This window comes from Clostridium sp. OM05-5BH (assembly GCF_003481505.1).
Taxonomy (GTDB): domain Bacteria; phylum Bacillota; class Clostridia; order Lachnospirales; family Lachnospiraceae; genus Otoolea; species Otoolea fessa.
In genome coordinates this window covers 65,748-88,141 of sequence record NZ_QULJ01000008.1, presented here as the reverse complement: position 1 = coordinate 88,141, position 22,394 = coordinate 65,748, and the positions used below count along the sequence as shown (strand labels likewise).

Below are 22,394 nucleotides of genomic sequence, written 5' to 3'. Positions count from 1 at the left end.
ATCTCCTTTACATTCATTTCCCGATCAGCGCGTTGAGTTTCTCCACTATATCCATACTTCCCGACCGGAAACCTTCCAGATCGAGTGTAATGTACAGAAATCCCATTTCTTTTAATGTCCTACAGATCGTCTCCCGCTCGGCAATCGCTTTTTCAAATTTATCCGCATCCACCTCGATCCGGACAATATCGCCATGCAGGCGCAGGCGCACATTTCCGCCAAACACGCTTCGAAGATAATCTTCGCCTTTCTCAATCCGCTTCAAAGCTTCCATGTCAAAGGAAGTTCCATATGGAAGTCGGGTCGCCATACATGGCATGGACGGACGGGATGCAACGGAAATTCCTAAGTCAGCCGCAAATGCCTTGACATCCTTTTTCTCCAGTCCGCACTGTGCAAGTGGACTGACGACACCCAGCTCACGGAGTGCCTGGATACCCGGGCGGTACACATGCAGGTCGCTCTCATTGGTTCCGTCCATCACGCACGGAATCCCCTCTTCTTTTGCAAAATCCAGAAGTGTCGCGAACAGGTGGTGTTTGCAGATATAACAGCGGTTGACCGGATTCGTCCGGATGGCTTCCAGCTCCATCTCATTGACCTGGATAATTTTATGGATCGCGCCCAGCTCCTTTGCCACCCGCTCCGCGATCTCCAGATCACAGGCTGGGTGCAGCATGGTGTGAAATGTCACGGCATAAACCGGCATTCCCGTCTTCTTCGCCGTATCACACGCCAGCTTGAGAATCAGGCTGCTGTCCACACCGCCCGAAAAGGCGACACAGACCGGTGCTTTCGCTTTTTCTGCCATGAACTGTTTTAAAGCTTCTCTTTTTTCTGTCTCTGATATCATTGGTTTATTTTCCATGGTTCTTGATTCTCCTCTTAATTATCTAACGAGAATGCACTGTGCCGTTTTTCAATCTCAAAAGTGCTTACTGTAAACTAATACTTCCGTCTTCCATTACTCCGTGGAATACTTCCATGAAGCGCTTCCCTGTCTCCCGGCAGATCGCGCGCACGCTCTCATACTCCGGATAGCACGTATCCACGCCGCCGCGCTTGCAGATTTTTACCTTTGCTGCCCCGTAACGGGTCTGGATCTCCTTTACTTCCCGTGGCAGTATCGTCCTCTCTACTGGATAACGGCGCACACCGATCGTGGTCGTACAGGAGAAGACAAGCTGTTCTAACTCTTCCCGTTTTTCTGCCGCTGTCAGTACATGAAGCACATACGCCGGACGGTTTTTCTTCATATATGCCGGTGTGTACCACACATCTCTGGCGCCCGCTTCCAGAAGCACCTCCATCGCATATCCCAGCGCCTCGCCGGTGCAGTCGTCCAGGTTTGCCTCCATGACCCACATGGAGCTCTCGTCGTGACCGTCTTTTCTGGTTTCTGCTTCCACCGTTTTATCCGTCAGAAGCATCGCCCGCAGGATATTCGCGTGCGCGAAATCCTTATTTCCGGCGCCGATACCGATCTTTTCGATCTGGTACTTCTTCGGAAGCGCCGCTTCTGTCCGGAATGCCGCCGCGATCGCCGCGCCGGTCGGCGTTACCATCTCTCCTTCGACATCCCGAAGCGTCAGTTCCAAGCCCTGTGCCGCTGCGATATTTGCCGTCGCCGGAACCGGAACCGGCATTAAACCGTGCTGGCAGCGTGCGAATCCATGACCTTCGGAAAGCGGCGATATCACCACGCGGTGGATTCCCAGATCCTCCAGGCAGAATGCCGCACTGATAACATCCACAATCGAGTCAATTGCACCAACTTCATGGAAATGAACCTCGCTGACCGGGATTCCGTGTGCTTTCGACTCTGCCCCCGCTACAATCTCAAACATCCGGCGCGCCAGGTTTTTAACGCGGTCAGATGCATCCAGACGATCGATGATCTCGAAAATGTCATGAATGTTGCGGTGGACGTGAGGATGCATATGATCGTGGGTGTGAGCGTGATCATGGCTGTGCTCATGGTCGTGAGTGTGTTCATGATCGTGATGATGCTCATGGTCGTGAGTGTGTTCATGATCGTGATGATGTTCGTGGTCGTGATGATGCTCTTCTTCCTCTAAATGTACATCGAAATCATACGCATCGATTCCACATTTCTTCGTCCGCCCAAAATGCAGATGATACCCGGACACGCCCAGACTGTCCAGTGCCTGTACCAGTTTTTCCCGGCTTGCTCCAAGATCCAACAGTGCGCCAACCGTCATATCTCCACTGATTCCAGACGCACAATCCAGATATAAGATTTTCTCATCCATTTTTACTTCTCCCTCTACTTTTCTCATTTTATTGATACATTTCCGTTTTTCGCTTTTATGCAATTATCACAAACCACTATCACTCTGCCGTCTTCTTCGGCTCCCGCACCGCCAGGCGGTTGATCTGCGCCGCCAGATATGCTGCGCCGTAGCCGTTATCTATATTTACAACCGAAATGCCGTTCGCACAGGAATTAATCATCGTGATCAATGCCGACAGTCCATGAAAACTTGCACCATAGCCGACCGAGGTCGGAACCGCAATGACCGGATTTTCCACCAGCCCGGCGACAACTGTGCCAAGCGCGCCTTCCATTCCCGCCACCGCAATCACGCAGTTTGCCCGCGCAATCGCCTCGCGTTTGGATAAAAGGCGATGGATGCCCGCCACCCCTATATCATAGTAGCGCTCCACGCGGCAGCCGAAAAATTCTACCGTTTTGGCAGCTTCCTCCGCAACCGGGATATCCGCGGTTCCGCCTGTGCAGACTGCCACCAGCCCTTCCAGCTTCCACGGTGTCTCCGATGATTTTCTCGCCTGCAAAATTTTTGAAACCGGATCGTATTCTATCTCCGGGATGCGCGCCCGCACTAGATTCCACTGCTCTGGCGTCGCCCGCGTTCCGAGTACTTCCCCATTTTCCCGGTACAGCGTCTCGAAAATATCCGCCAGATAGGCATCCGGCTTTCCTTGGCAGAACACCGTCTCTGGGAATCCCGAACGCAATTTCCGGTGCAGATCCAGCTTCGCATACCCTAAATCTTCGTAAGGAAGATTCTTGAACGCATTCTCCGCTTCCTCAATACTCGTATCCCCCCGTTTTACCTCTTCCAACAGCTTCCGAACATCCATTTTTCCTCCTCCTTACCAAATCCCGAATTATTAATCTCTTACTATCGCCCATCTTCTTGTCCTTTGGACAAGAAGCATCCCTCGCTCTTATGAGCTCGGTCAATCCCGATTTTCTCTGTCAATATATGAACCGGCTAAACTGCTGCCATCTTTTCCTGCAATGCCTTCAAATCAATCCGCCGCGTGCAAATCCGCTTCAAAAGAGATTCCGAATGGCTCACAATCACCATTCCCAGCTCCCGCTCCTTTGCCTCATGCAAAAGCGCCTGCCAGATCTGGCTCTGGGTCACTGCGTCAAACATCGCGGTGATCTCATCCGCCAGCAAATACCGCGGATTTGCCGCCAGCGCTCTGGCAATACAGAACCGCTGCAGTTCGCCGCCGGAAAGCTCCGATGGAAAACGATCCAGCCATTCTTCCCGGATGCCAAGCCGTCCCCGGCTCTCCTCATCCACCTGACCGCCCTCACTGAGAACCTGGCGCATCCGCCAGCGCGGGTTGATCGCCTGCTCCGGGTGCTGCCAGATTAACTGCACCGGCATACAGCCCCGGATATTCTCAATCGGTATGCTATCAATCTCTACCGTTCCCGCCTCCGGTCTCTCATATCCCGCCAGCAGGCGGCACAGCGTCGTTTTTCCATATCCGCTCGGCGCCACCAGACCCACGCGCTCTCCTAGCTCAATTTTCAGGGAAATACGCGTCAGCACGTGGCGCCCTCCATTTTCATACGAAAAAGATAGGTTTTCTGCCTTTAGTGACATCTCATTCTCCTCCAAAAAATTCATGTTCCGGCAGCGCCCGGTAGAGCGCCTGCGTGTATGGCTCTTTCAGATTCCGTCCCTCCCGGAAGTTCTCCGGCTTTACTTCCTCCAGAATCGTCCCGTCATAAAACACCAGAATCCGGTCCACCATCTCAATCGCCAGTTCCAGATCATGAGTAATCAAAAGCACCGCTGCCCCGTCCTGTGCCATCTCTTTTAAATGACGGATCACATGGCGCGCGGTCATCGCCTCCAGCCCCGGTGTCGGTTCATCCGCCACAATCAACCTCGGCTCCTGCATCAGTGCCGCTGCCATCAGTACGCGCCGCGCCATGCCGCCCGACAGCTCAAATGGATAACATTTTTCCACTGATTCATCCAGCCCGTACCGCTTCAAAAGCTGGCGGCATTTTGCCCGCGTCGCTTCATCTTTTCTGCCGCCGCAGATCTGATCCCCGACCCGCATCAACGGATCGAGGTAGGAAACCCCCTGCGGAATCAGGGAAATCCCATTGCCCCGCAGCCCGGCAAGCCGCGTCTCATCCAGAACCTCTCCCTGATAGGAAATTTTTCCTTCCATCCGGCAGTTGTACGGCAAGATCCCCAGAATCGCGTGCGCCAGCAGGCTTTTTCCCGAACCACTCGCCCCGACCACCGCCGTCAGCTCCCCACTGAAAAGTTTGCAGGAAAGGTCGCGGAGCGGATGGAGTTCGCGCCGTCTAAGCCCACGCGCGTACTGCGTAAAATATAAGTTTAGATTTTGAATTTTCAATATCGGCTTTTCCATAGAATCACAATTTTCACGCAATCTCCGTTCTTTGATAACGTCTGTCTGTTCCAAATCTGATAGCCGCATCGTTTTTGATTGTTTTTGTCTTAATCGCATCATTTTATCAAAATATATGTTTTTCTGCCTCATTCCCAGCATCCTCTACTCATGCACGCTCCCCGGATCCATCAGCCGCCCCAGGCTCTGCCCGATCGCCTGAAATCCCAGCGTTACCAGCACCAGTGCCGCGCCCGGAAAGAGCGCCAGCCACCATTTTCCGGTAATCAGGTACGACATACTCTCGGATAAAATAACACCGATCGCCGGTTGCTCGGAGGAAAGACCGAAGCCCAGAAAGGTCACGCCAGCCTCATGAAGAATCGCATGGGGAAAGAGAAGAATTAACCCGGTCACAAATTGCCGCGATACCTGCGGGACGATGTGGTTCCAGGCAATCCACCAGGGCTTTTTCCCCAGTTTTTCGGAGATCTGCACATACGGACTTTCCCGGATCTGTAAGATTTCCGCCCGCAAAAGCCTCGCCAGCGACGCCCAGTGCGTCAGGGCAATCCCGGCTGCTACACCCCGGAATCCCTTTCCCAGACTGTAGGAAATCAGGATCAGGAGAAGCATGTGCGGGATTCCCATTACCAGATTAATCAGCCCGCATACCAATGAATCCATCAGTCCCCCGCCAAGCGACGCCAGCAATGCAAGCGCCAATGCCACCGCGGCGCTGATCGCCGCGGTCAGAAGCCCCAGCCGGATGCTTAAAGAAAGCCCAGCAACCGTCCGTTTCAGCATATCCCGCCCCATCCAGTCGGTTCCAAACAGCCCGCCGGTTCCCGGAGGCAGGTTTTTTCTCGCAAAATCGACCTGCTGTGCGGCATCCTCCCAGACGGTTCCAAGCACTGTCACCAGAATCAAGAAAAGGAGGGAAATTCCCAGCAGCCAGAGTGTTTTCTTTCTCATGCCCTGCCTCCTTTCCTAAGTCTCGGATCGACCAGCCGGTACAGCCCATCCGCCGCTGCATTTCCTGCAAATACAAGCACGGCACTGATGAGTGTAATTCCCATCAGAAGCGGGATATCGCTTCCCAGACCCGCCGTGACCGCCGCCTGTCCGAGTCCCGGATAGGAAAAGACCTGTTCCACCAGCACCGAACCACCGAAAATCTCGCTGATCGAGCCAAATTGCAGCGTAATTACCGGGAGAAGCAGGTTGCGGAGTCCATGCCGAAAAATCAGCCGCCAGCCGCTCTCGCCCCGCGCCCGCGCATAGAGTACGTAATCACTTTCCAGAATCTCAATCACTTTTTCGCGCGTGTGCATCGCAATCGAAGAAATCCCTGTCAGTCCCAGCGTACACGCCGGCAGAAATGCGTGATACAGGCGATCCGCCAGGCTGACCTCGTCCGCCGCCATTCCCACCGGGACACTGAACCCGATTGGGAAGATGGGAAGCTGCACTGTAAAGAGAAGCAGCAGCACCAGCGCCAGCCAGAAGGACGGCGTTCCCGCGATCACGATGCAATAGCCCGTAATCAGGCGATCCGCCCACTTGCCCCGTTTTGCCGCCGCTGCAATTCCTAAAAATATCCCCACGATTCCCGAAAACAGCCACGCAGACAGAAGGAGCCACACTGACGCAGACGCCTTTTCCGCGATCACCTCCAGCACCGGTCTGCGGTACAGAAGGGAAATGCCAAAATCACCATGACAGATGCCCGAAATCCAGTTAAAGAAGCGCTTCCAGACCGGCACACCAACGCCCCAGTACGCCTGCAGCTTCTCGATCTGCTCCGGCGCCATCGAGCCGAGCGCCGTCTGCCCGACATTCGTCTGCAGCGGATCGACCGGAGACATCGACACCAGCAGAAACGATACCAGACTGACTGCCAAAAGCAGCAGAATCAGGTGCAGCAGACTGCGCCCAAACCATTTCATCCTACTCATAGTACCACCGATCGACATTGTTGACGATGGACCAGCCGTGACCGTGCGGATGCACCTTCTGCTCTGCGACATGAAGCCCGTCTCTCACCCAGTACAGATGATCGACATTCACCAGCCAGATCCACGGAAGATCACCCTCGGCTGAAACGCCCGTCTCGCCGTCCCACTGCGCCTTTTTCCACAATTCATACGAACTTTCCAGATCCGGTGCTACCAGGGCCTCATCCATATAAGCGTCCACGGTCTCATTCGCATACGGCGAATATTCTGCCAGCCCCGTATCTGCCTTTGTATGGTAAATATTATAAAATTCCATCGGCGTGTGCGCGCCCCAGCCCCAGAGAAGCGGCTGCGACTGTGCCTCGTCATACGCAGTATCCCAGCCGGTGCCGCGGATCGATGTGTCAATTCCAATCTCTTTTAACTGCTGCGCCGTATCGGCTGCCAGCGCCTGACGCACCGAATCCCCGGTCGGATAGAGAAATTCCAGAATGGCTTTCACTCCACCCTTTTCGCGGATGCCGTCGGCATTTTTCTTCCATCCCGCCGCATCCAGTATCTCTTCCGCCTTCTCCACATCATAGGAAATGTTCTCCATTTCATCGTTGTACCACGGCATCTTGTCACAGACACTATATGCCGGGCTGCCGTAACCATTTAACACATGATCGATCATTTCCTGCCGGTCAATCGCCAGGTTGATCGCCCGGCGCACCTGCACATCCGCGGTAAAATCATTGCCGATTTTTACGCCATCCTCCCGTACCGTCTCCGGCACCGCCGGGAGGTTAAATCCACGGTTGTCCACCGTCTCACAATCCAAAAGACTGAATTCTGGAACCGACTGGTCTGCATAGGACGCCGCCGTGTACGCCACATCCACCTGCCCGGCGCGCACCGCCGCAAATGCCGCATCCTCTTCCATAAAGAGAATCGTGACCTGCCGCATCTTCGGCGCATCCCCATAATAATCCGGGTTGGCTTCCAGAATCACCTGCTGCCCCTTGTCCCACTGTTTCAGGATATATCGCCCGGAACCGATCGGATGTGTGCCGTAATCCGTTCCATATGCATGCTCCGGCACAATTCCCGTCACCGCCATCGTGTATGACCAGATAGCAAACGGGCGTTCCATCTCAAACACAACCGTCACATCATCGATCGCCTCCGCCTGTTTCAGCATTGAAAAATCGTTGACGGAACTCGTCTCTTTCAATGTGTTATAAGTGAATGCCACATCCTCCGCGGTCAGCGTCTCGCCATCCGTGAATTTCGCATCGTCGCGGATCGTCACCGTCCATGTCATTCCATCCTCGGAGGTCTCCACATCCGTCGCCAGATCATACCCGATACTCAAATCTGTTTCTGTCACCGTCAGGGTGCTCTGGATCAGCGGTTCATGCATATGCTCGCCCGCGCCCCAGCCATATGCCGGATCAAAGCCCGCCTCCGGCTCTGAAGTCGGCGGCATCGCGATAATAACGCTTGTTTGGGTATTTTCCGCTGCATTTTCGCCGTTTTCAACATTTTCTGTCTGTTCTGCGCCGGAACCGCCTTTCTGCGCCTGATTTCCAGCGTTTCCGCATCCGGAAAGCATGACTGCCGCCGCTAAGGCAGTGACGCCAAGCGCTCTGGCTTCTCCGAACACCTTTCCAATGATTTTGCCTGTATTTTCTCGTTTTTTCATATTTTCTGTTGTACCCCTATATTTTTCTTTATGAAACAAAAGGATATCAGAAAAGTGCGATCCCTGCTGAACCGCTGTACCTTCCTGGTATCCTTCTCCATTTTTCTTATTTATCTCAGTTAAAAAAGAATGTGCCTTGACACATTCTTGTGCCGAGCGCGGTCGCTTGCGACATGTTTCTTCTTCGCGCGAGTGCGCATCCTCACGGAGCGTTTTTTATTTCATAGGACGCAATTTCCTATGAAACGAGAAGGCTCCCACCTCTTTAGGTGGTGAGTCCTGATTCCTATTTTTCGTTCCCCCGCTTCTGCAAGGCAGCATCTGCTTGTGCAGCGCTGTTTTCTTTTTCTTATATATATTTAGACTCATTTTAGATGTCTGTTATCTTATTATTATTCCGTCGGCGTCGTCTTTCTCACATTCGTCTCCAGGAAACGGTTATATCCGAGCCAGCCCGGATTCTCCCCGCCGCTCTTTAAGACTTCCAGCATCGTCTCCATCTTCGCATCGGTATTGTCCGCGAAATTCAATGCCAGCGCCTCCAGAAGCGCCGGTTTCTTCGGGGAACCGTACTCTAATTCGCCGTGGTGCGCAAGGATGCAGTGCTTTAACTCCGCCGCTGTCTTTGCCGGGAATCCCGGAATCTCCTTAATACGGTCTGCAACCATCATCGTGCCGATCACGATATGACCTAAGAGCTGACCGTCGTCCGTATAATCATTTTCCGGAAATGCGGATAATTCCTGCACTTTTCCGATGTCGTGGAACAGCGCCGCCGTCAGAAGCAGATCGCGGTTCAGCGCCGGATATGACTTCGTGTAGAAATCACAGAGTTTCATAACACTTAACGTATGTTCCAAAAGTCCGCCCACAAAACCATGATGCACACTCTTCGCCGCCGAATGGAAGCAGAATTTCTTCACAAATGCCTTATCTTCCAGGAAATAGCTGGATGCCAGCTTTTTCAGGTACGGATTCTGGAAAGACTGCACCAGAGCCGTCAGCTCCTGATACATTATCTTGATATCCTTTGAGCTGACCGGAAGGTAATCGCTTTCCTGATACTCGCCCTCGTCCGCCTTGCGTATGCGCTTAATATTTAACTGGTTGGAACCCTGGAAGACCGTCACATCGCCGTCCACATAGACGTACTGCAGCGGCTCAAAATCATTGATGCCCGGGGAACTTAAATCCCAGATTTTGCAGTCTACCGTGCCTGTTTTATCCTGAAGCAGCACGGAAGCGTACTCTTTTCCGTTTTTCGTCACCGCGTGCTGTTTCGTCTTACATAAATATACGTCCGAGACTCTCATTCCTTCCCGGAACTGTTCAATATATCTCATTCTGCCTATATCCTCCTGAATTTCTATCTGGCGCGCAGAGATACCAAAAATGGAATTTCCGTGTATCCGTCGCGCCCTTTCCGCATCACATTTACCGATACAGACACGCCGCTCGCGGAATTTTCAATCTGCGCCTGGAGATCTTTGAAACTTCCGATCTCCTTTGTGCCAAATTTCACAATAATATCGCCGGGCTGGATGCCAGCGTCATATGCCGGGCTGCCGGAGACTGCCTCCGTCACGTAAACGCCCGCCGGAATGCCGCTCCCCTGCATCGCACGGCTCACATCCTGTCCCAGGATGCCCAGATATGCCGCCGAAGCGCCATTCGTCAGCCGCTCCAGAATCGGCTTGTAGCTGGAAATGGTGTACGCCGCCGTCCGATCCGTACAGCTCTCGCTGCGGCAGGACTCCGATGTCCAGCCGACCATCTCTCCGGCTGTATTGATCAAAAAGGTACCCGTCTGCGAATTGCTGCTGATATCCGCATACAGGATCCGCGTCAGTCCATCTGTAATCTGCACATTGCGCGCCACGTAGGATACCGTTCCGAACGAAAGCGAATGCACCTGTCCGGACGGACCGCCGATACCTACGAGGACATCGCCTGCCTTGACCGTATATGAATTGGCAAGTGAAAGCACCTGCACCTTTTTCCGCTCTTCTTCCGGCAGATTGCCGGACGGCACCGCCACAACTGCCATTCCGAGCACTTCGTCAATCTGGCGCACTGTACCAGCGATCTTCGTTCCATCCGAAAATCTCACATTGATCGAATCTGCTGCCCGCACCGCATCGGCGTAAGTAAAGATCAGAAATTCTCCATCACTCTCCGCGATGACTGCACCTGCATAATCACCCGTATTTTCCACCGGGTTTCCAAATATATCCGTATCCTGTTTGCCGGAGCTGACCGTCACGATCGACTTATCACCCTGTTCCCCGATTCCACGCAGCACCGACGTCATCGAATTAAAATTGTCTGCGGAAAACTGATAGCTGGAAAGCGCCTCGCTGACCGCCTCATCAATCTCCTGCTCCATTTGTTCCGGCTGCGCTGTCATATCCGCATCTGCACCGTCCGACGGCGAAACAGAGTCCGGATCGTCCTTGGAAAACTCGACTGAGGATGTCTCCTGCATCCCATTTTCCTGAAAACACCGATCCGCAAACGGCTTTACCGCCGCAAACGAAACCGCCGCGACTCCTCCAAATGCGGCTGACGCGCATACAAAGAGAGCCACCCGCTTCGCAATCTGTTTTCTGGTCAGCGGCGGCTTCACTATCGTTTCTCTCATGAATTCCCGTTTTTCCTTTTTTTCAAGTTCTTCTGAATCCGGCATTTCACTTTCCCCTTTGCATAACATATCCTAATTATACTTTCCTTCTTAAGGTTATGCAAGAAAAAAGTGCGAATGCTTGGCTAGACGGCGGGGAATGTGATATAATGTGAACACTTGACGAGGTCTTTTCGAGTCTAGTGAGAACTTATACCTGACCACTTAATGAGGTCTTTCACGAATTTAGTGGTCACGGTATCATGTGAACACCATTTAAATTAAGAGGATTACCACAACATGAATGAAAAAGCATTAAAAACTCTCGAATATACAAAGATCATCGACCAGCTCACGGAGTACGCCTCCACGGAGATGGGAAAACAGATGTGCCGGGAACTGCAGCCGTCCTGTGATCTGGGGACGATCCGGCAGAGCCAGACGGAGACGACCGATGCCCTGACGCGCGTCCGCATGAAGGGAAGTCTCTCCTTCGGCGGCGTGAAGGATGTGCGTGGTTCCATGAAACGTCTGGAAATCGGAAGTTCCCTGGGGATCCCGGAGCTTCTCGCTGTCAGCTCCCTGCTGACAGTCGCTGCCCGCGCGCAGAGCTACGGACGCCATGAGAAATCCGAAGAATTTCCAGATGATTCCCTTGATGAGCGCTTCCGCGCCCTGGATCCGCTGACGCCGGTCAACAATGAGATCAAGCGCTGCCTGCCATCCGAGGATGAGGTCAGCGATGACGCAAGTCCGGGACTTGCCAAAGTGCGCCGCTCCATGAAGATCGTGGGCGGACGCGTCCATACCCAGTTAAATTCTATTTTAAATTCCAGCCGGACCTATTTACAGGATGCCGTCATCACAATGCGCGACGGGCGCTATTGCCTGCCGGTCAAGGCTGAGTATAAATCCCAGGTACCAGGCATGGTGCACGACCAGTCCTCAACCGGTTCGACTGTATTTATCGAGCCGCTCGCGATCGTCAAGCTGAACAACGAACTGCGCGAGCTGGAAATCCAGGAAAAACGGGAAATTGAATTTGTTCTGGCAGCTCTTTCCAGCCAGCTTATGCCTTACACCGACGCGATCCTCTCGGATCTTTCGATTCTGGCAGAGCTCGATTTCATTTTCGCAAAGGCAGCTCTTTCCCGCCACTATAACTGCGTGGAACCGAAATTTAACAACAAACGGTATATCAATATCAAGGACGGACGCCATCCGCTCTTAAATCCGAAACAGGTCGTTCCGATCAACATCTGGGTTGGCGATTCGTTTGACCTTCTGATTGTGACGGGTCCAAACACGGGTGGTAAAACCGTTTCTTTAAAAACCGTCGGACTCTTTACCCTGATGGGGCAGTCAGGACTCCATATCCCGGCATTTGAGGGATCCGAGTTGGCTGTTTTTGACAATGTATTTGCCGACATTGGCGATGAGCAGAGCATCGAGCAGAATCTGAGTACATTCTCCGCCCATATGACGAATATCGTTTCGATTTTAAATGAGGCGGACGCCAATTCGCTCTGTCTCTTCGATGAGCTCTGTTCCGGTACCGACCCGACCGAGGGCGCGGCGCTGGCGATTGCGGTTTTAAATTTCCTGCACAACATGACCTGCCGGACGATCGCAACCACGCATTACAGCGAATTAAAAGTCTTTGCGCTGACCGCGCCAGGCGTTGAAAATGCCTGCTGCGAGTTCAACGTCGAGACTCTCCGCCCGACCTACCGCCTGCTCATCGGTATTCCAGGAAAAAGTAATGCATTTGCCATTTCCCGCAAGCTGGGGCTGCCGGATTATATCATCGACGAGGCGAAAAACCAGATGGAGCAGAAGGACGAATCCTTCGAGGATCTGCTTGCCAATCTGGAAAACAGCCGCGTGACCATTGAAAAAGAGCGCGAAGAGATCGCCTCCTATAAACAGGAGATTGAAACGCTGAAGAACCGCCTCCAGCAGAAGGAAGAACGTTTCTCCGAGCAGAAGGAAAAAATGCTTTCCAAAGCCCGCGAGGAAGCTCAGAAGATCCTTCAGGATGCGAAGGACACCGCCGATCAGACGATCCGCAACATCAACAAGCTTGCCAAGTCTTCCGGCGTCAATAAAGAACTGGAAGCTGAGCGGACCAAGCTACGCGGCAAGATCCAGGATGTAGACAAGAAACTGGCAGTTAAGAAAACCGCCGCACCGAAAAAAGCCGTTTCCGCGAAAAAGCTGCGTCTCGGCGATACCGTGCGCGTTCTCTCGATGAATTTAAAGGGAACCGTCAGCTCCCTGCCGAACGCCAAGGGCGATCTGTATGTACAGATGGGAATTCTGCGCTCCCTCGTCAATATCCGCGATCTGGAAATGGTCGAGGAAGCATCCATCACCGGACCGGGACTTTCCGGCACGCATACGGGTGGTTCCCGCGGATCCGGAAGCGGAAGCAGCAAGATCAAGATGTCCAAGTCCTTCAGCGTATCGCCGGAGGTCAACCTGATTGGCATGACCGTCGATGAGGCGATCCCGGTACTCGACAAATACCTGGATGATGCCTACCTGGCGCATCTTCCGCAGGTCCGCGTCGTACATGGTCGTGGAACCGGCGCTTTGAAAGCGGGCGTACACCGCCACTTGAAGAAATTAAGCTATGTCAAGGAATACCGGCTTGGCGAGTTTGGCGAAGGCGATACAGGCGTTACAATCGTGACATTTAAATAAGAAATATCCATAACTGTTCAGGTACTGAACAGTTACAAATATCCAAAAAAACAGGAGGAATCAACATGGCTGAAAAGCAGCGCATTCTCATCGTAGATGACGACTACAACATTGCTGAACTAATCTCACTTTACCTGACGAAAGAATGTTTTGAAACGAAAATTGTCGGAGACGGGGAAGAAGCTCTCCGGGTATTTCCCGAATTTCAGCCCAACCTGATTCTCCTTGATCTGATGCTTCCGGGCATCGACGGCTATCAGGTCTGCCGGGAACTGCGAAGTACCTCCCAGGTGCCAATCATCATGCTCTCCGCCAAGGGCGAAATCTTTGATAAGGTGCTGGGGCTGGAGCTGGGCGCCGATGACTACATGATCAAACCATTCGATTCGAAAGAGTTGGTTGCCAGAGTCAAAGCCGTTCTGCGGCGCTACCAGCTGCCGGTGCAGATGCCTGCATCGTCCGTGACCGAACAGCATGGCAATTTTGTCGAATATCCGGATCTCATCGTCAACCTGACGAACTACTCCGTCATTTACAACGGACACTCGATCGAGCTGCCGCCGAAGGAACTGGAACTGCTCTATTTCCTCGCGTCCTCACCAAACCAGGTATTCACAAGGGAGCAACTTCTCGACCATATCTGGGGATATGAATACATCGGCGACACGCGGACGGTAGATGTCCATATCAAGCGGCTCCGTGAAAAAATCAAGGGCAACGACAAGTGGGCGCTGACGACCGTCTGGGGGATTGGATATAAATTTGAGGTAAAACGGTAACTGTTAGTAAAGGAACTGAACTGTTACGTGAAGAGGTAACCGGAGGTTTACCATGAAATCAAACCACTACACACATTCTCTTTATTATAAACTGCTGATCGGCTATCTCATCTTCGGTCTGCTTGGATTCATCACGATCGCGACCATCTCATCTGAGATGACCTACCACCATCTGGTGGAACGCGAATCGGAGGTTCTGTATGACGAGGCGACCATGATTGCCGATCGGTGCAGCAAAGCCTACGAGGGCAAAACCATCAATCTCGACTCGGCATACCCACAGCTCGAGGCGGTTTCCGCCTATCTGCAATCGGATATCTGGATCCTGAACCATGAGGGCACCATCGTTGCGGACAGCAGCGACAGTCGTACCGGCATCGCAATCGACGATTTCGACCCGACCGCACAGGGCAACCGGCTCTATTCCATCGGACAGTATTACAACCTGTTTGACAGCAAAGTACTCTCCGTTTCCGCCCCGATCACAGGCAATATGAAGACCTACGGCTACATCGTGATTCATATGCCAATCCAGAACATTGAGGCGGAACAGAACGGATTTCTGAATATTATTTACATAACATCGATCATCCTGTTCTTCCTATCCCTGGTGGTGCTTCTTGTTTTTACAAAAGTGGTCTATTTCCCGCTCAAAAAGATTACGGTCGCAGCCAATGAATATGCAGCCGGAAACCTGGCACACAATATCCCGATTACCACCCACGACGAGATCGGCTATCTCGCCAGCACATTAAACTATATGTCCAGCGAGTTAAATGAAATGGAACAGTACCAGCACAATTTCATCGCGAACGTATCGCACGATTTCCGCTCGCCTCTGACTTCCATCAAAGGCTATCTCGAGGCAATTCTCGATGGCACAATCCCGCAGGAACTCTATCACAAATACCTGCACATCGTCATTTCCGAGACCGAGCGCCTTAACAAGCTGACACAGGGCATGCTGACGCTCAACTCTCTGGACAGCAAGGGCTATTTAACCCGAACCAATTTCGATATCAACCGGACGATCAAGGATACCGCCGCAACCTTCGAGGGCACGTGTAGCGCAAAAGGCATCACGTTTGACCTGACCTTTGCGGATAGCATCCAGATGGTCTACGCCGATCTCGGAAAAATCCAGCAGGTTCTCTACAACCTGATCGACAACGCGATCAAATTCAGCCACGAGGATTCGATCATTTACATCCAGACCTCCATCCGGTATGAAAAAATCTTCATTTCCGTCAAAGACACCGGCATCGGCATCCCGAAGGACAGCCAGAAGAAAATCTTTGAACGTTTCTACAAGACCGACTTATCGCGCGGAAAAGATAAAAAGGGCACCGGGCTGGGGCTTGCGATTGTCAAAGAGATTATTCAGGCACATGGGGAAAATATCGACGTTGTCAGCACCGAGGGCGTGGGGACGGAATTTATTTTCAGTCTGCCGAAGGCGACGGCGCTATAGCAAATTGAAACTGTCCAATCCCTTCGCAATTACAGCAAATCTTCCATCTGGCATCCCAGTGACCGTGCAAGCGCACGCACGGTTTCTGCGGATGCTTTTTGAATCTTCTTTTTTCCCTGTTCATACTGCTGAATACTCCGCAGCGTAACCCCCGATTGCTCTGAAAGATCCTTTTGGGTATATCCCGCCATCTTCCGGATCCGCCGCAACGCGTTTTTCCCCTGCTCTTTTCTTCGAATGATTCTGTCTGCCGCCTCAACAAATTTATCCTCCGGAGCTTCATGAAGTGCCGGATACATTTCCACAACCTCCCGGACCGGAAGCCCTGCTTCAATTTCCTTAAATTTCTTCTCACTGTACCACTGATAATACGCCAGTATCCAGCCACTCCAATACTCTCTGGAACAGGTAAATTCTACCTGCGGTTCCGGCAGTTCGTCCTTTTTTCCCGCTTTTCGAAGCACTTCCTCCGCAAGCTCCGTTCCAGAAAAGCCGCTCACTACTCTTGGTACACCTTCCCCAAATTTTTCTGCATACCCGGTTGTAAGAAACAATTTCCAAAAATCTTCCAGATCCATCCCACAGGCATTGACCGCATAATCTGTCATTTCCCCCAGATTTCTCATCGCATCATCCAGATATTCAATCCCATAAGCGCTCATCCTCAGCCGACACCTCCCCTCGAATCAAATCCCGCATATAAATACCGTCGATATCATCCTCTTCCACCTTTTTCCGGTATGCATTTCTAGCTTGCTCATCCCTGGCTCTTCGTTTTACATAATATTCCACTGAATCTACTCCTTCATAAGAAAGAAAGTGTATCGCCTGAAATGCCTTCTGACTCTTTAATACATACTGCTCTCCCAATTTTCCCAGCCGCATCGCATACGAAAGCTGCTCTAACGATATTTCATTATTTACAAACGCCCTTGCAAATGAAAAATACGAATCATCCGCCCGGTACCCAATCACCACATCATATCCGTCCACATCCGGGAGGAAATGTTCCAGCAGCCACTCTCTTCCCCGTTTCATGACCGCCGAAGAAAGGCGGATTTTCCGGTATTTCATCAAAATCGCCAGCCAATGAAGAACGCTGTAGTGCTTCTCCATCAAATTTAAAATCAAAAGACCGGTTTCATCCATTTCATACTGATTCACATAGCCGTCCTCCCGCTCGGCGCACGACCACTCCTTCGCCAGCTCCAGACTCTCCGTACAATAAAAGCCCTGTCCGTAGTCATTATAGACCTTTCCCTGACCATACATAGGAGTAGAAATAATTTCCAAGGAACCGTGATATAAAATTTTTCTCATTCTGAGGAACCTCCTTATCTATTATGGGAGCAAGTAGAAACATGTGGTATATAAAAAATAGATTCGTTTTAATAAAAATAACTCTATAGAGATATTTTTATTAATATTATATCTCTATAGAGTTATTTAATCAATTTTTATTTCAGATCTTAAAAAGATATGCCACCTTACAGTACGCACCTTACACAAACTGTAACTGTCCTTTCACGATGTTTTGAATTACACCTACCGCGCCTCTTCCCCCGGAAAATGCGCGTCAGACCGCTTCAGAATCTCCCGGGCAGTCTTTGTCTTTCCAAGACCACCAAAGGTACAACGCAGTTCCAGCGGCAGCGACAGACCGATCTCATAGATCGCGCCGATCGTCTCATCCAGCGGGATCACCTTGTCGTAGCCTGCCAGAATCATATTGGCGCTGGCGAGCGCATTGCTTCCGCCCATGATATTTTTGCCGAGACATGGCCATTCAACACGGTTTCCGACCGGATCGCAGGCAAGCCCTGTGATATTCTGAAGCCCTACAGACGCCGCATCCAGCTCCATATTCAAAAGCCCGCTGGCAAATCCCATATCCGTTCCGTGTCCCGTGTGCGATGCCGCCAGCGCACCATTGACATCAAAATCAACAATCGCTTTTTTCACCGGTGCATCCAGAGATTGCCGGATCATGGAGGCGATCCGCGCCGCCCCCGCCACATGGGAACTGGAAGGTCCGCGCATCACCGGACCGAGTACATCATTGAAGATACTGCAGGGTAGTTTTTCCATGGTTTGTCCTCCTTTTTGTATCAATCATTCCATGTTTTTTATTCATCATTTTTGATTCGTGTTTTTGTAAAGGAAAAGGGAACGTCCAACTTCAACGTCCCCTCTCGTTTCTATCGTCCCATTAAAATAAATGGAATTCTGGATACTACCGGAACATTCGTAATAATCGCTAATGCTGCCAGCATCGCTACCAGGAATGGTATTGCATTTCGAACCGTATCTCCAAATTTACATCTTGCAATATTGGTTGCCGTGTATAAGCAGACACCTACCGGCGGAGTTGCCAGACCGATGGTCAGGTTCAGGCAGACAATCATACCAGTCTGAATCGGGTCAACGCCCAGGCTTGCCATCGCCGGTGCCAGAATCGGCGCTACCAGCATGATTGCCGGAGCACTATCCATAAACATACCAACAACCAGAAGAACCAGATTGACCAGTAACAGTTTCACTGCTAAAGAAGTATGAAGACCAACCAGCATATTCGTTACAGAAACTGCCCATCTCTCATTGGAGATAACCCATCCAAACAGATAGCAGCCGCCGACAATCAGCATAACCGTACCACTGTCGATCGCGCTGTCGATAATCGATTTCCAGAGCTCTTTCCAGCCAACGGTCCGGTATACAAATGCCGACAAAATCAGGGAATAAAGAACCGCTGCCGCCGCTGCCTCGGTCGGAGTAAAGAAACCACCCATGATACCGCCAACAACGATGATCGGAAGTCCGATACATGGAAGTGCCTGTCTGGTTGCTTCCCATTTTTCCTTCCAGCTTGTCTTAGGACCTGCTGAAAAATCACGTTTCACTGCAAATACATAAACAACCAGCATCATGATAATACCCATCAGGATACCCGGTACTACTCCGGCGATAAACATATCGCCAACGGATACCTTCGCTGCCGCACCGTAAATAACGAATGCCAGACTCGGTGGGATAATCGGGCAGCAGCAGGATGCACACGCGGTCAGACCTGCTGTAAACGCCGGATCATACTTTTCATCCTTCATTGCCGGAATCATCAGGCATCCAACTGCCGCCGTACCAGCTACCGCCGAGCCTGAAACTGTACCAAACATCATACATACCAGGATGTCTACCATCGCCAGACCACCCTTGATATGTCCAACGAATGCCTGTGCGAAACGAACCAGACGCATGGTAATACCGCCGTGATTCATAATATTTCCTGCCAGAGCGAAGAATGGAAGACAAAGCATGGTAAAACTATTAATACCATAGATAATTCGCTGCGGAACCAACGCCAGGTTGGCATCACCGGTACTTAAAAGCGCATAGGAGACCGTCGCTACGATCAATACAAAAGCAATCGGAACGCCTAATGCAAGAAACAAGAAAAAGCTTCCAAATAAAATTATACTGCTGAACATATTGACCTCCTACTCTTCATCCCCCGGAAGAGGAATCTTTTTCGCTTCCCCGTAACATATATTTTCAAGAAGCTGCACAAATGTATAATAAATCATAATGAGACCGCTGACCGGAAGGGCTGCATAAAAGAGCGCCAGCGAAACCTTGATCGTCGTTCCCAGATGTGGAATCTGTGCAACTGTATAGTTCCAACCTGAAATTGTAAATAAAACAAGTGCAAATAATAAAATCACATCCGCCAGAACCAGCATAAACTGACGTGTTTTTCCATGGCACAAGTTAATTACCATGTCAACACCGATATGAAGCAGATGACGGCTTGCTACGGCACTGCCAAGCATCGTGGTCCAAACGAAGATATAACAGGAGAACTCCGTTGCCCATGGCATCGTAGCTCCAAACCATCGCAAAATAAACTGGCCGATTACCGCGATACATAAAGCAATTGACGTAACCCCTAATGCAACTCTGGCAACCGTATTGATCACGTCGCCAATCTTGTGAAGTTTTTCAATCAATCCTGCCATTTTTCTCCCCTCTTTGTAAATGTACTCCCGAAAACAGGCTCCGGGAGTACATGATAGTTCAAAAATTATTGTACTTTATTTCGCTGCGCGAACCATCTCAACCAGACCTTCCCAGGTCGGATGTGCCGCGTACATTTTATCATATACCGGAGCAACTTTTTCTTTCCATGCATCAATATCAGTCGGACGTGTTACGGTATAACCTTTTTCTTCATACTCAGCAATCTTTGCCTCGTCATTTTCCAGGAACCAAGCTCTCTGCTCTTCGCCTGCTTTTATAGCTGACTCTTTCACGAGTTTCTGGTCTTCTTCGCTTAAACCCTCATACCATTTTGAAGAAGCAACAATGATACCGCTGGAATAGTAATGATGAATATCGCAGATATTATTAACAACCTCAATATAACCATCTGCTACTGCATATAATGCACTATTGTCTGTTCCATCTACAACGCCATTCTGAAGTCCTGTGAACTGCTCGCCAGATGCCAATGCAACCGGTGTAGCACCAAGTGCTTCGTAGGTTGCCACGCAAACTTCATTCTGCATGGTTCTCATACGAACGCCCTTCATATCATCTACGGTATTAATTGTCTTATCTTTAGTCAGGATATTTCTCCAGCCATCCTCATGGAAACCAAGTCCTGTAATTCCATCAACCGCGCTTAACTGTTCCAGAAGGGAATTGCCAAATTCTCCCTCCAGCGCTTTATTGACATTATCCTCATCCTCAAACAGGAATGGAAGCTCAAAAATGCCTAAATCTGGTACAAATCCGCCCAGTGCACCAGTTCCTACCCAGCCGATTTCCAGGTTATTATTCTGAACCATCTCAACACACTCAACCTCGTCGGTTGTCATATCGCCTGCATAAACCTCTACTTTAATCCGTCCGTTGCTGCCCTCCTCGACCAGCTTTTTAAAAGCATTCGCACCGTAATCATACGGAGAACCGGTTCCACATACATGTGCTACACGGATCGTCATCTCCGCTCCGGAAGTATCTACGCTGGAACCACTATCTGCTGCTTCGGTTCCGGCTGCAGATGCGGATGAAGAAGAATTTCCGCCTGAACACCCCGCCATTGCCATCGCTCCGATTACCAATGCCATCGTACCGCAAAGCCATCTCTTTTTCATAAAGTATCCTCCTTTATACTGTTTTTATGTGAACTCCCGAGGTACTTCTTTCCCTCAGAAGTACCTCCCTGTACCTTTAAACTCTTATTTTGTTTCTATCAATTTAGCCTAATAAGAAACCTTCCGGGAATGGATCGTCCGGATCGAATAACCATGTACTCTCTCCCATCACAAACGCCCGTCCGCTGATCTCCGGTACTACTGCCGGAATTCCTGCCACCTCTGTCTCTTCAACGATATGGCAGTGGAATAAACTTCCAATCAGGCTCTCATGCACAAACGGCTGTCCGACTGCCAGCTTTCCTTCCGCATGAAGAAGTGCCATCTTCGCTGATGTACCGGTTCCGCAAGGGCTTCGGTCAATCGCTGCCGGGGGAATGACAACTGCATTTTTTACATCCGAAACCCCTTCTGTACCCGGTTCGAAAAATTCCACATGCGTTACCTGGTTCATGATTTCCAGATACGGATGCTTGACTGTTACCTGCTCATTGATAAACTTTTTAAGATAATTTCCTTTTTCGACAATCTCTTTTGCATTTTCTTTATCCAGCTTTAAGCCCATTGCCGATGCCGGTACTAACGCAAATACATTTCCGCCGTATGCGATGTCTAACGGAATCTCACCATATCCAGGAACCTGTACCTTTACATCCCGATTCATCACAAATGCCGGGGCATTTTTAAAGGATACCCGCACCGCCTTGCCATCTTTCACCTCAATTTTCACTTTTACCAGTCCAGATGGTGTATCTAAGGTCGCATATGTATACGGTTCCTCCGCTTTTAAGAGTCCGCTTTCAATCAGTGCCGTTGAAACTCCGATCGTATCATGTCCGCACATCGGCATCCAGTTTCCAACCTCGTAATATAAAACACCAAAATCTGCCTCCGGATTGCACGGCTTGGTAACAATCGTTCCGGACATTACGTCATTTCCACGCGGTTCAAAACAAATTGCTTTTCTCATCCAGTCCTGTTCCTGCATCATATAGAGCATCTTTTCTTCCATCGTGTTCCCCGGAATTTCCGGAAATCCCGATAAAATGGTTCGGGTTGGCTCTCCCTCTGTATGTGTCTCGATACAGGTTACTGCCTTTCTCCCCTTAATCTCCTGCAAACAAAATTCATTCTTTTTTTCCATAGGCTCCTCCGTATTAAAAATTTTGTCCGTTCTCTTTCAGTTTTCTGAAATCTCGTTGTTAAAATCATATCATGATGAAAACTTTCAAAAAACATCATTTTTAATACAAAGTTTTTTGTGTTTTGGTTATTATGATGCATGACGTCAGTTAACGGTAGATACTTTCGGTTCTATCATAGTATACTTTTGGATACTTTTTCTATTTTCAAAGTTTTTCCAC

The 22,394-nt window shown here is 50.5% G+C and carries 20 protein-coding genes; 3 read left to right on the top strand and 17 right to left on the bottom strand.

Annotation, left to right across the window (positions count from 1 at the left end):
* Positions 1 to 13: 13 nt before the first annotated feature.
* From larE to DXB70_RS10810, 10 genes are all read right to left on the bottom strand, one after another.
* Entirely contained in the window at positions 14 to 868 is an 855-nt protein-coding gene (larE, locus tag DXB70_RS10855) for an ATP-dependent sacrificial sulfur transferase LarE (RefSeq protein WP_207665602.1), read from the bottom strand.
* Positions 869 to 935: 67 nt separating this feature from the next.
* Positions 936 to 2,273 (bottom strand): nickel pincer cofactor biosynthesis protein LarC, encoded by a 1,338-nt coding sequence (gene larC / locus DXB70_RS10850; protein ID WP_118673304.1) that lies wholly within the window; start codon positions 2,271 to 2,273, stop codon positions 936 to 938.
* Between the two features lie 79 nt (positions 2,274 to 2,352).
* Complete coding sequence (gene larB, locus DXB70_RS10845) at positions 2,353 to 3,126, bottom strand: nickel pincer cofactor biosynthesis protein LarB (RefSeq protein WP_118469270.1); 774 nt, start codon at positions 3,124 to 3,126, stop codon at positions 2,353 to 2,355.
* Between the two features lie 134 nt (positions 3,127 to 3,260).
* Positions 3,261 to 3,890 carry an ATP-binding cassette domain-containing protein gene (locus DXB70_RS10840; protein ID WP_118673303.1) on the bottom strand — a complete coding sequence of 210 codons (630 nt, stop codon included), beginning with the start codon at positions 3,888 to 3,890 and terminating at the stop codon, positions 3,261 to 3,263.
* A 1-nt stretch (position 3,891) separates the two neighbouring features.
* A complete protein-coding gene (locus DXB70_RS10835; RefSeq protein WP_243099950.1) occupies positions 3,892 to 4,731 on the bottom strand; it encodes an ABC transporter ATP-binding protein in 840 nt (279 codons plus the stop codon).
* Between the two features lie 90 nt (positions 4,732 to 4,821).
* The gene (locus DXB70_RS10830; RefSeq protein ID WP_118673301.1) at positions 4,822 to 5,631 is read right to left on the bottom strand and encodes an ABC transporter permease; all 810 of its coding nucleotides are present in this window, start codon (positions 5,629 to 5,631) and stop codon (positions 4,822 to 4,824) included.
* Positions 5,628 to 6,614 (bottom strand): ABC transporter permease, encoded by a 987-nt coding sequence (locus DXB70_RS10825; RefSeq protein ID WP_333718288.1) that lies wholly within the window; start codon positions 6,612 to 6,614, stop codon positions 5,628 to 5,630. The genes DXB70_RS10830 and DXB70_RS10825 overlap by 4 nt, the downstream gene beginning before the upstream one ends.
* Complete coding sequence (locus DXB70_RS10820; protein ID WP_118673300.1) at positions 6,607 to 8,301, bottom strand: ABC transporter substrate-binding protein; 1,695 nt, start codon at positions 8,299 to 8,301, stop codon at positions 6,607 to 6,609. Before DXB70_RS10820 ends, DXB70_RS10825 begins: the two co-directional genes overlap by 8 nt.
* A 392-nt stretch (positions 8,302 to 8,693) precedes the next feature.
* Positions 8,694 to 9,644 (bottom strand): HD domain-containing protein, encoded by a 951-nt coding sequence (locus DXB70_RS10815; protein WP_022358800.1) that lies wholly within the window; start codon positions 9,642 to 9,644, stop codon positions 8,694 to 8,696.
* Positions 9,645 to 9,667: 23 nt separating this feature from the next.
* Positions 9,668 to 10,942: a S1C family serine protease gene (locus DXB70_RS10810; RefSeq protein ID WP_233430292.1), complete on the bottom strand. Its 1,275-nt coding sequence runs from the start codon at positions 10,940 to 10,942 to the stop codon at positions 9,668 to 9,670.
* 279 nt (positions 10,943 to 11,221) lie between these two features.
* Here DXB70_RS10810 and DXB70_RS10805 point away from each other — a divergent pair, with 279 nt between their 5' ends.
* The 3 genes from DXB70_RS10805 to DXB70_RS10795 all read left to right on the top strand — a co-directional run bounded on the left by DXB70_RS10805 (position 11,222) and on the right by DXB70_RS10795 (position 15,877).
* Positions 11,222 to 13,627 carry an endonuclease MutS2 gene (locus tag DXB70_RS10805; protein WP_117796702.1) on the top strand — a complete coding sequence of 802 codons (2,406 nt, stop codon included), beginning with the start codon at positions 11,222 to 11,224 and terminating at the stop codon, positions 13,625 to 13,627.
* Positions 13,628 to 13,692: 65 nt separating this feature from the next.
* Entirely contained in the window at positions 13,693 to 14,406 is a 714-nt protein-coding gene (locus DXB70_RS10800; protein WP_107001860.1) for a response regulator transcription factor, read from the top strand.
* Positions 14,407 to 14,458: 52 nt separating this feature from the next.
* Entirely contained in the window at positions 14,459 to 15,877 is a 1,419-nt protein-coding gene (locus DXB70_RS10795; RefSeq protein WP_107001859.1) for a HAMP domain-containing sensor histidine kinase, read from the top strand.
* A 29-nt stretch (positions 15,878 to 15,906) separates the two neighbouring features.
* Here the strand turns inward: DXB70_RS10795 and DXB70_RS10790 are convergent, their stop codons facing one another.
* The 7 genes from DXB70_RS10790 to DXB70_RS10760 all read right to left on the bottom strand — a co-directional run bounded on the left by DXB70_RS10790 (position 15,907) and on the right by DXB70_RS10760 (position 22,174).
* Entirely contained in the window at positions 15,907 to 16,539 is a 633-nt protein-coding gene (locus tag DXB70_RS10790; protein ID WP_022358806.1) for a helix-turn-helix domain-containing protein, read from the bottom strand.
* The gene (locus DXB70_RS10785; RefSeq protein ID WP_107001858.1) at positions 16,520 to 17,197 is read right to left on the bottom strand and encodes a DUF3990 domain-containing protein; all 678 of its coding nucleotides are present in this window, start codon (positions 17,195 to 17,197) and stop codon (positions 16,520 to 16,522) included. Before DXB70_RS10785 ends, DXB70_RS10790 begins: the two co-directional genes overlap by 20 nt.
* Positions 17,198 to 17,422: 225 nt before the next feature.
* The gene (locus DXB70_RS10780) at positions 17,423 to 17,965 is read right to left on the bottom strand and encodes an L-serine ammonia-lyase, iron-sulfur-dependent, subunit alpha (RefSeq protein ID WP_118469280.1); all 543 of its coding nucleotides are present in this window, start codon (positions 17,963 to 17,965) and stop codon (positions 17,423 to 17,425) included.
* Between the two features lie 110 nt (positions 17,966 to 18,075).
* Positions 18,076 to 19,362: a TRAP transporter large permease gene (locus tag DXB70_RS10775; RefSeq protein ID WP_118469282.1), complete on the bottom strand. Its 1,287-nt coding sequence runs from the start codon at positions 19,360 to 19,362 to the stop codon at positions 18,076 to 18,078.
* Between the two features lie 9 nt (positions 19,363 to 19,371).
* Positions 19,372 to 19,890, bottom strand: coding sequence for a TRAP transporter small permease (locus DXB70_RS10770; RefSeq protein ID WP_118469284.1), 519 nt, complete (start codon positions 19,888 to 19,890; stop codon positions 19,372 to 19,374).
* A 75-nt stretch (positions 19,891 to 19,965) separates the two neighbouring features.
* The gene (locus DXB70_RS10765) at positions 19,966 to 21,030 is read right to left on the bottom strand and encodes a TRAP transporter substrate-binding protein (RefSeq protein WP_022358811.1); all 1,065 of its coding nucleotides are present in this window, start codon (positions 21,028 to 21,030) and stop codon (positions 19,966 to 19,968) included.
* Between the two features lie 103 nt (positions 21,031 to 21,133).
* Positions 21,134 to 22,174, bottom strand: a complete 1,041-nt coding sequence (locus DXB70_RS10760) for a proline racemase family protein (RefSeq protein WP_207663959.1) — start codon at positions 22,172 to 22,174, stop codon at positions 21,134 to 21,136.
* Positions 22,175 to 22,394 lie beyond the last annotated feature (220 nt).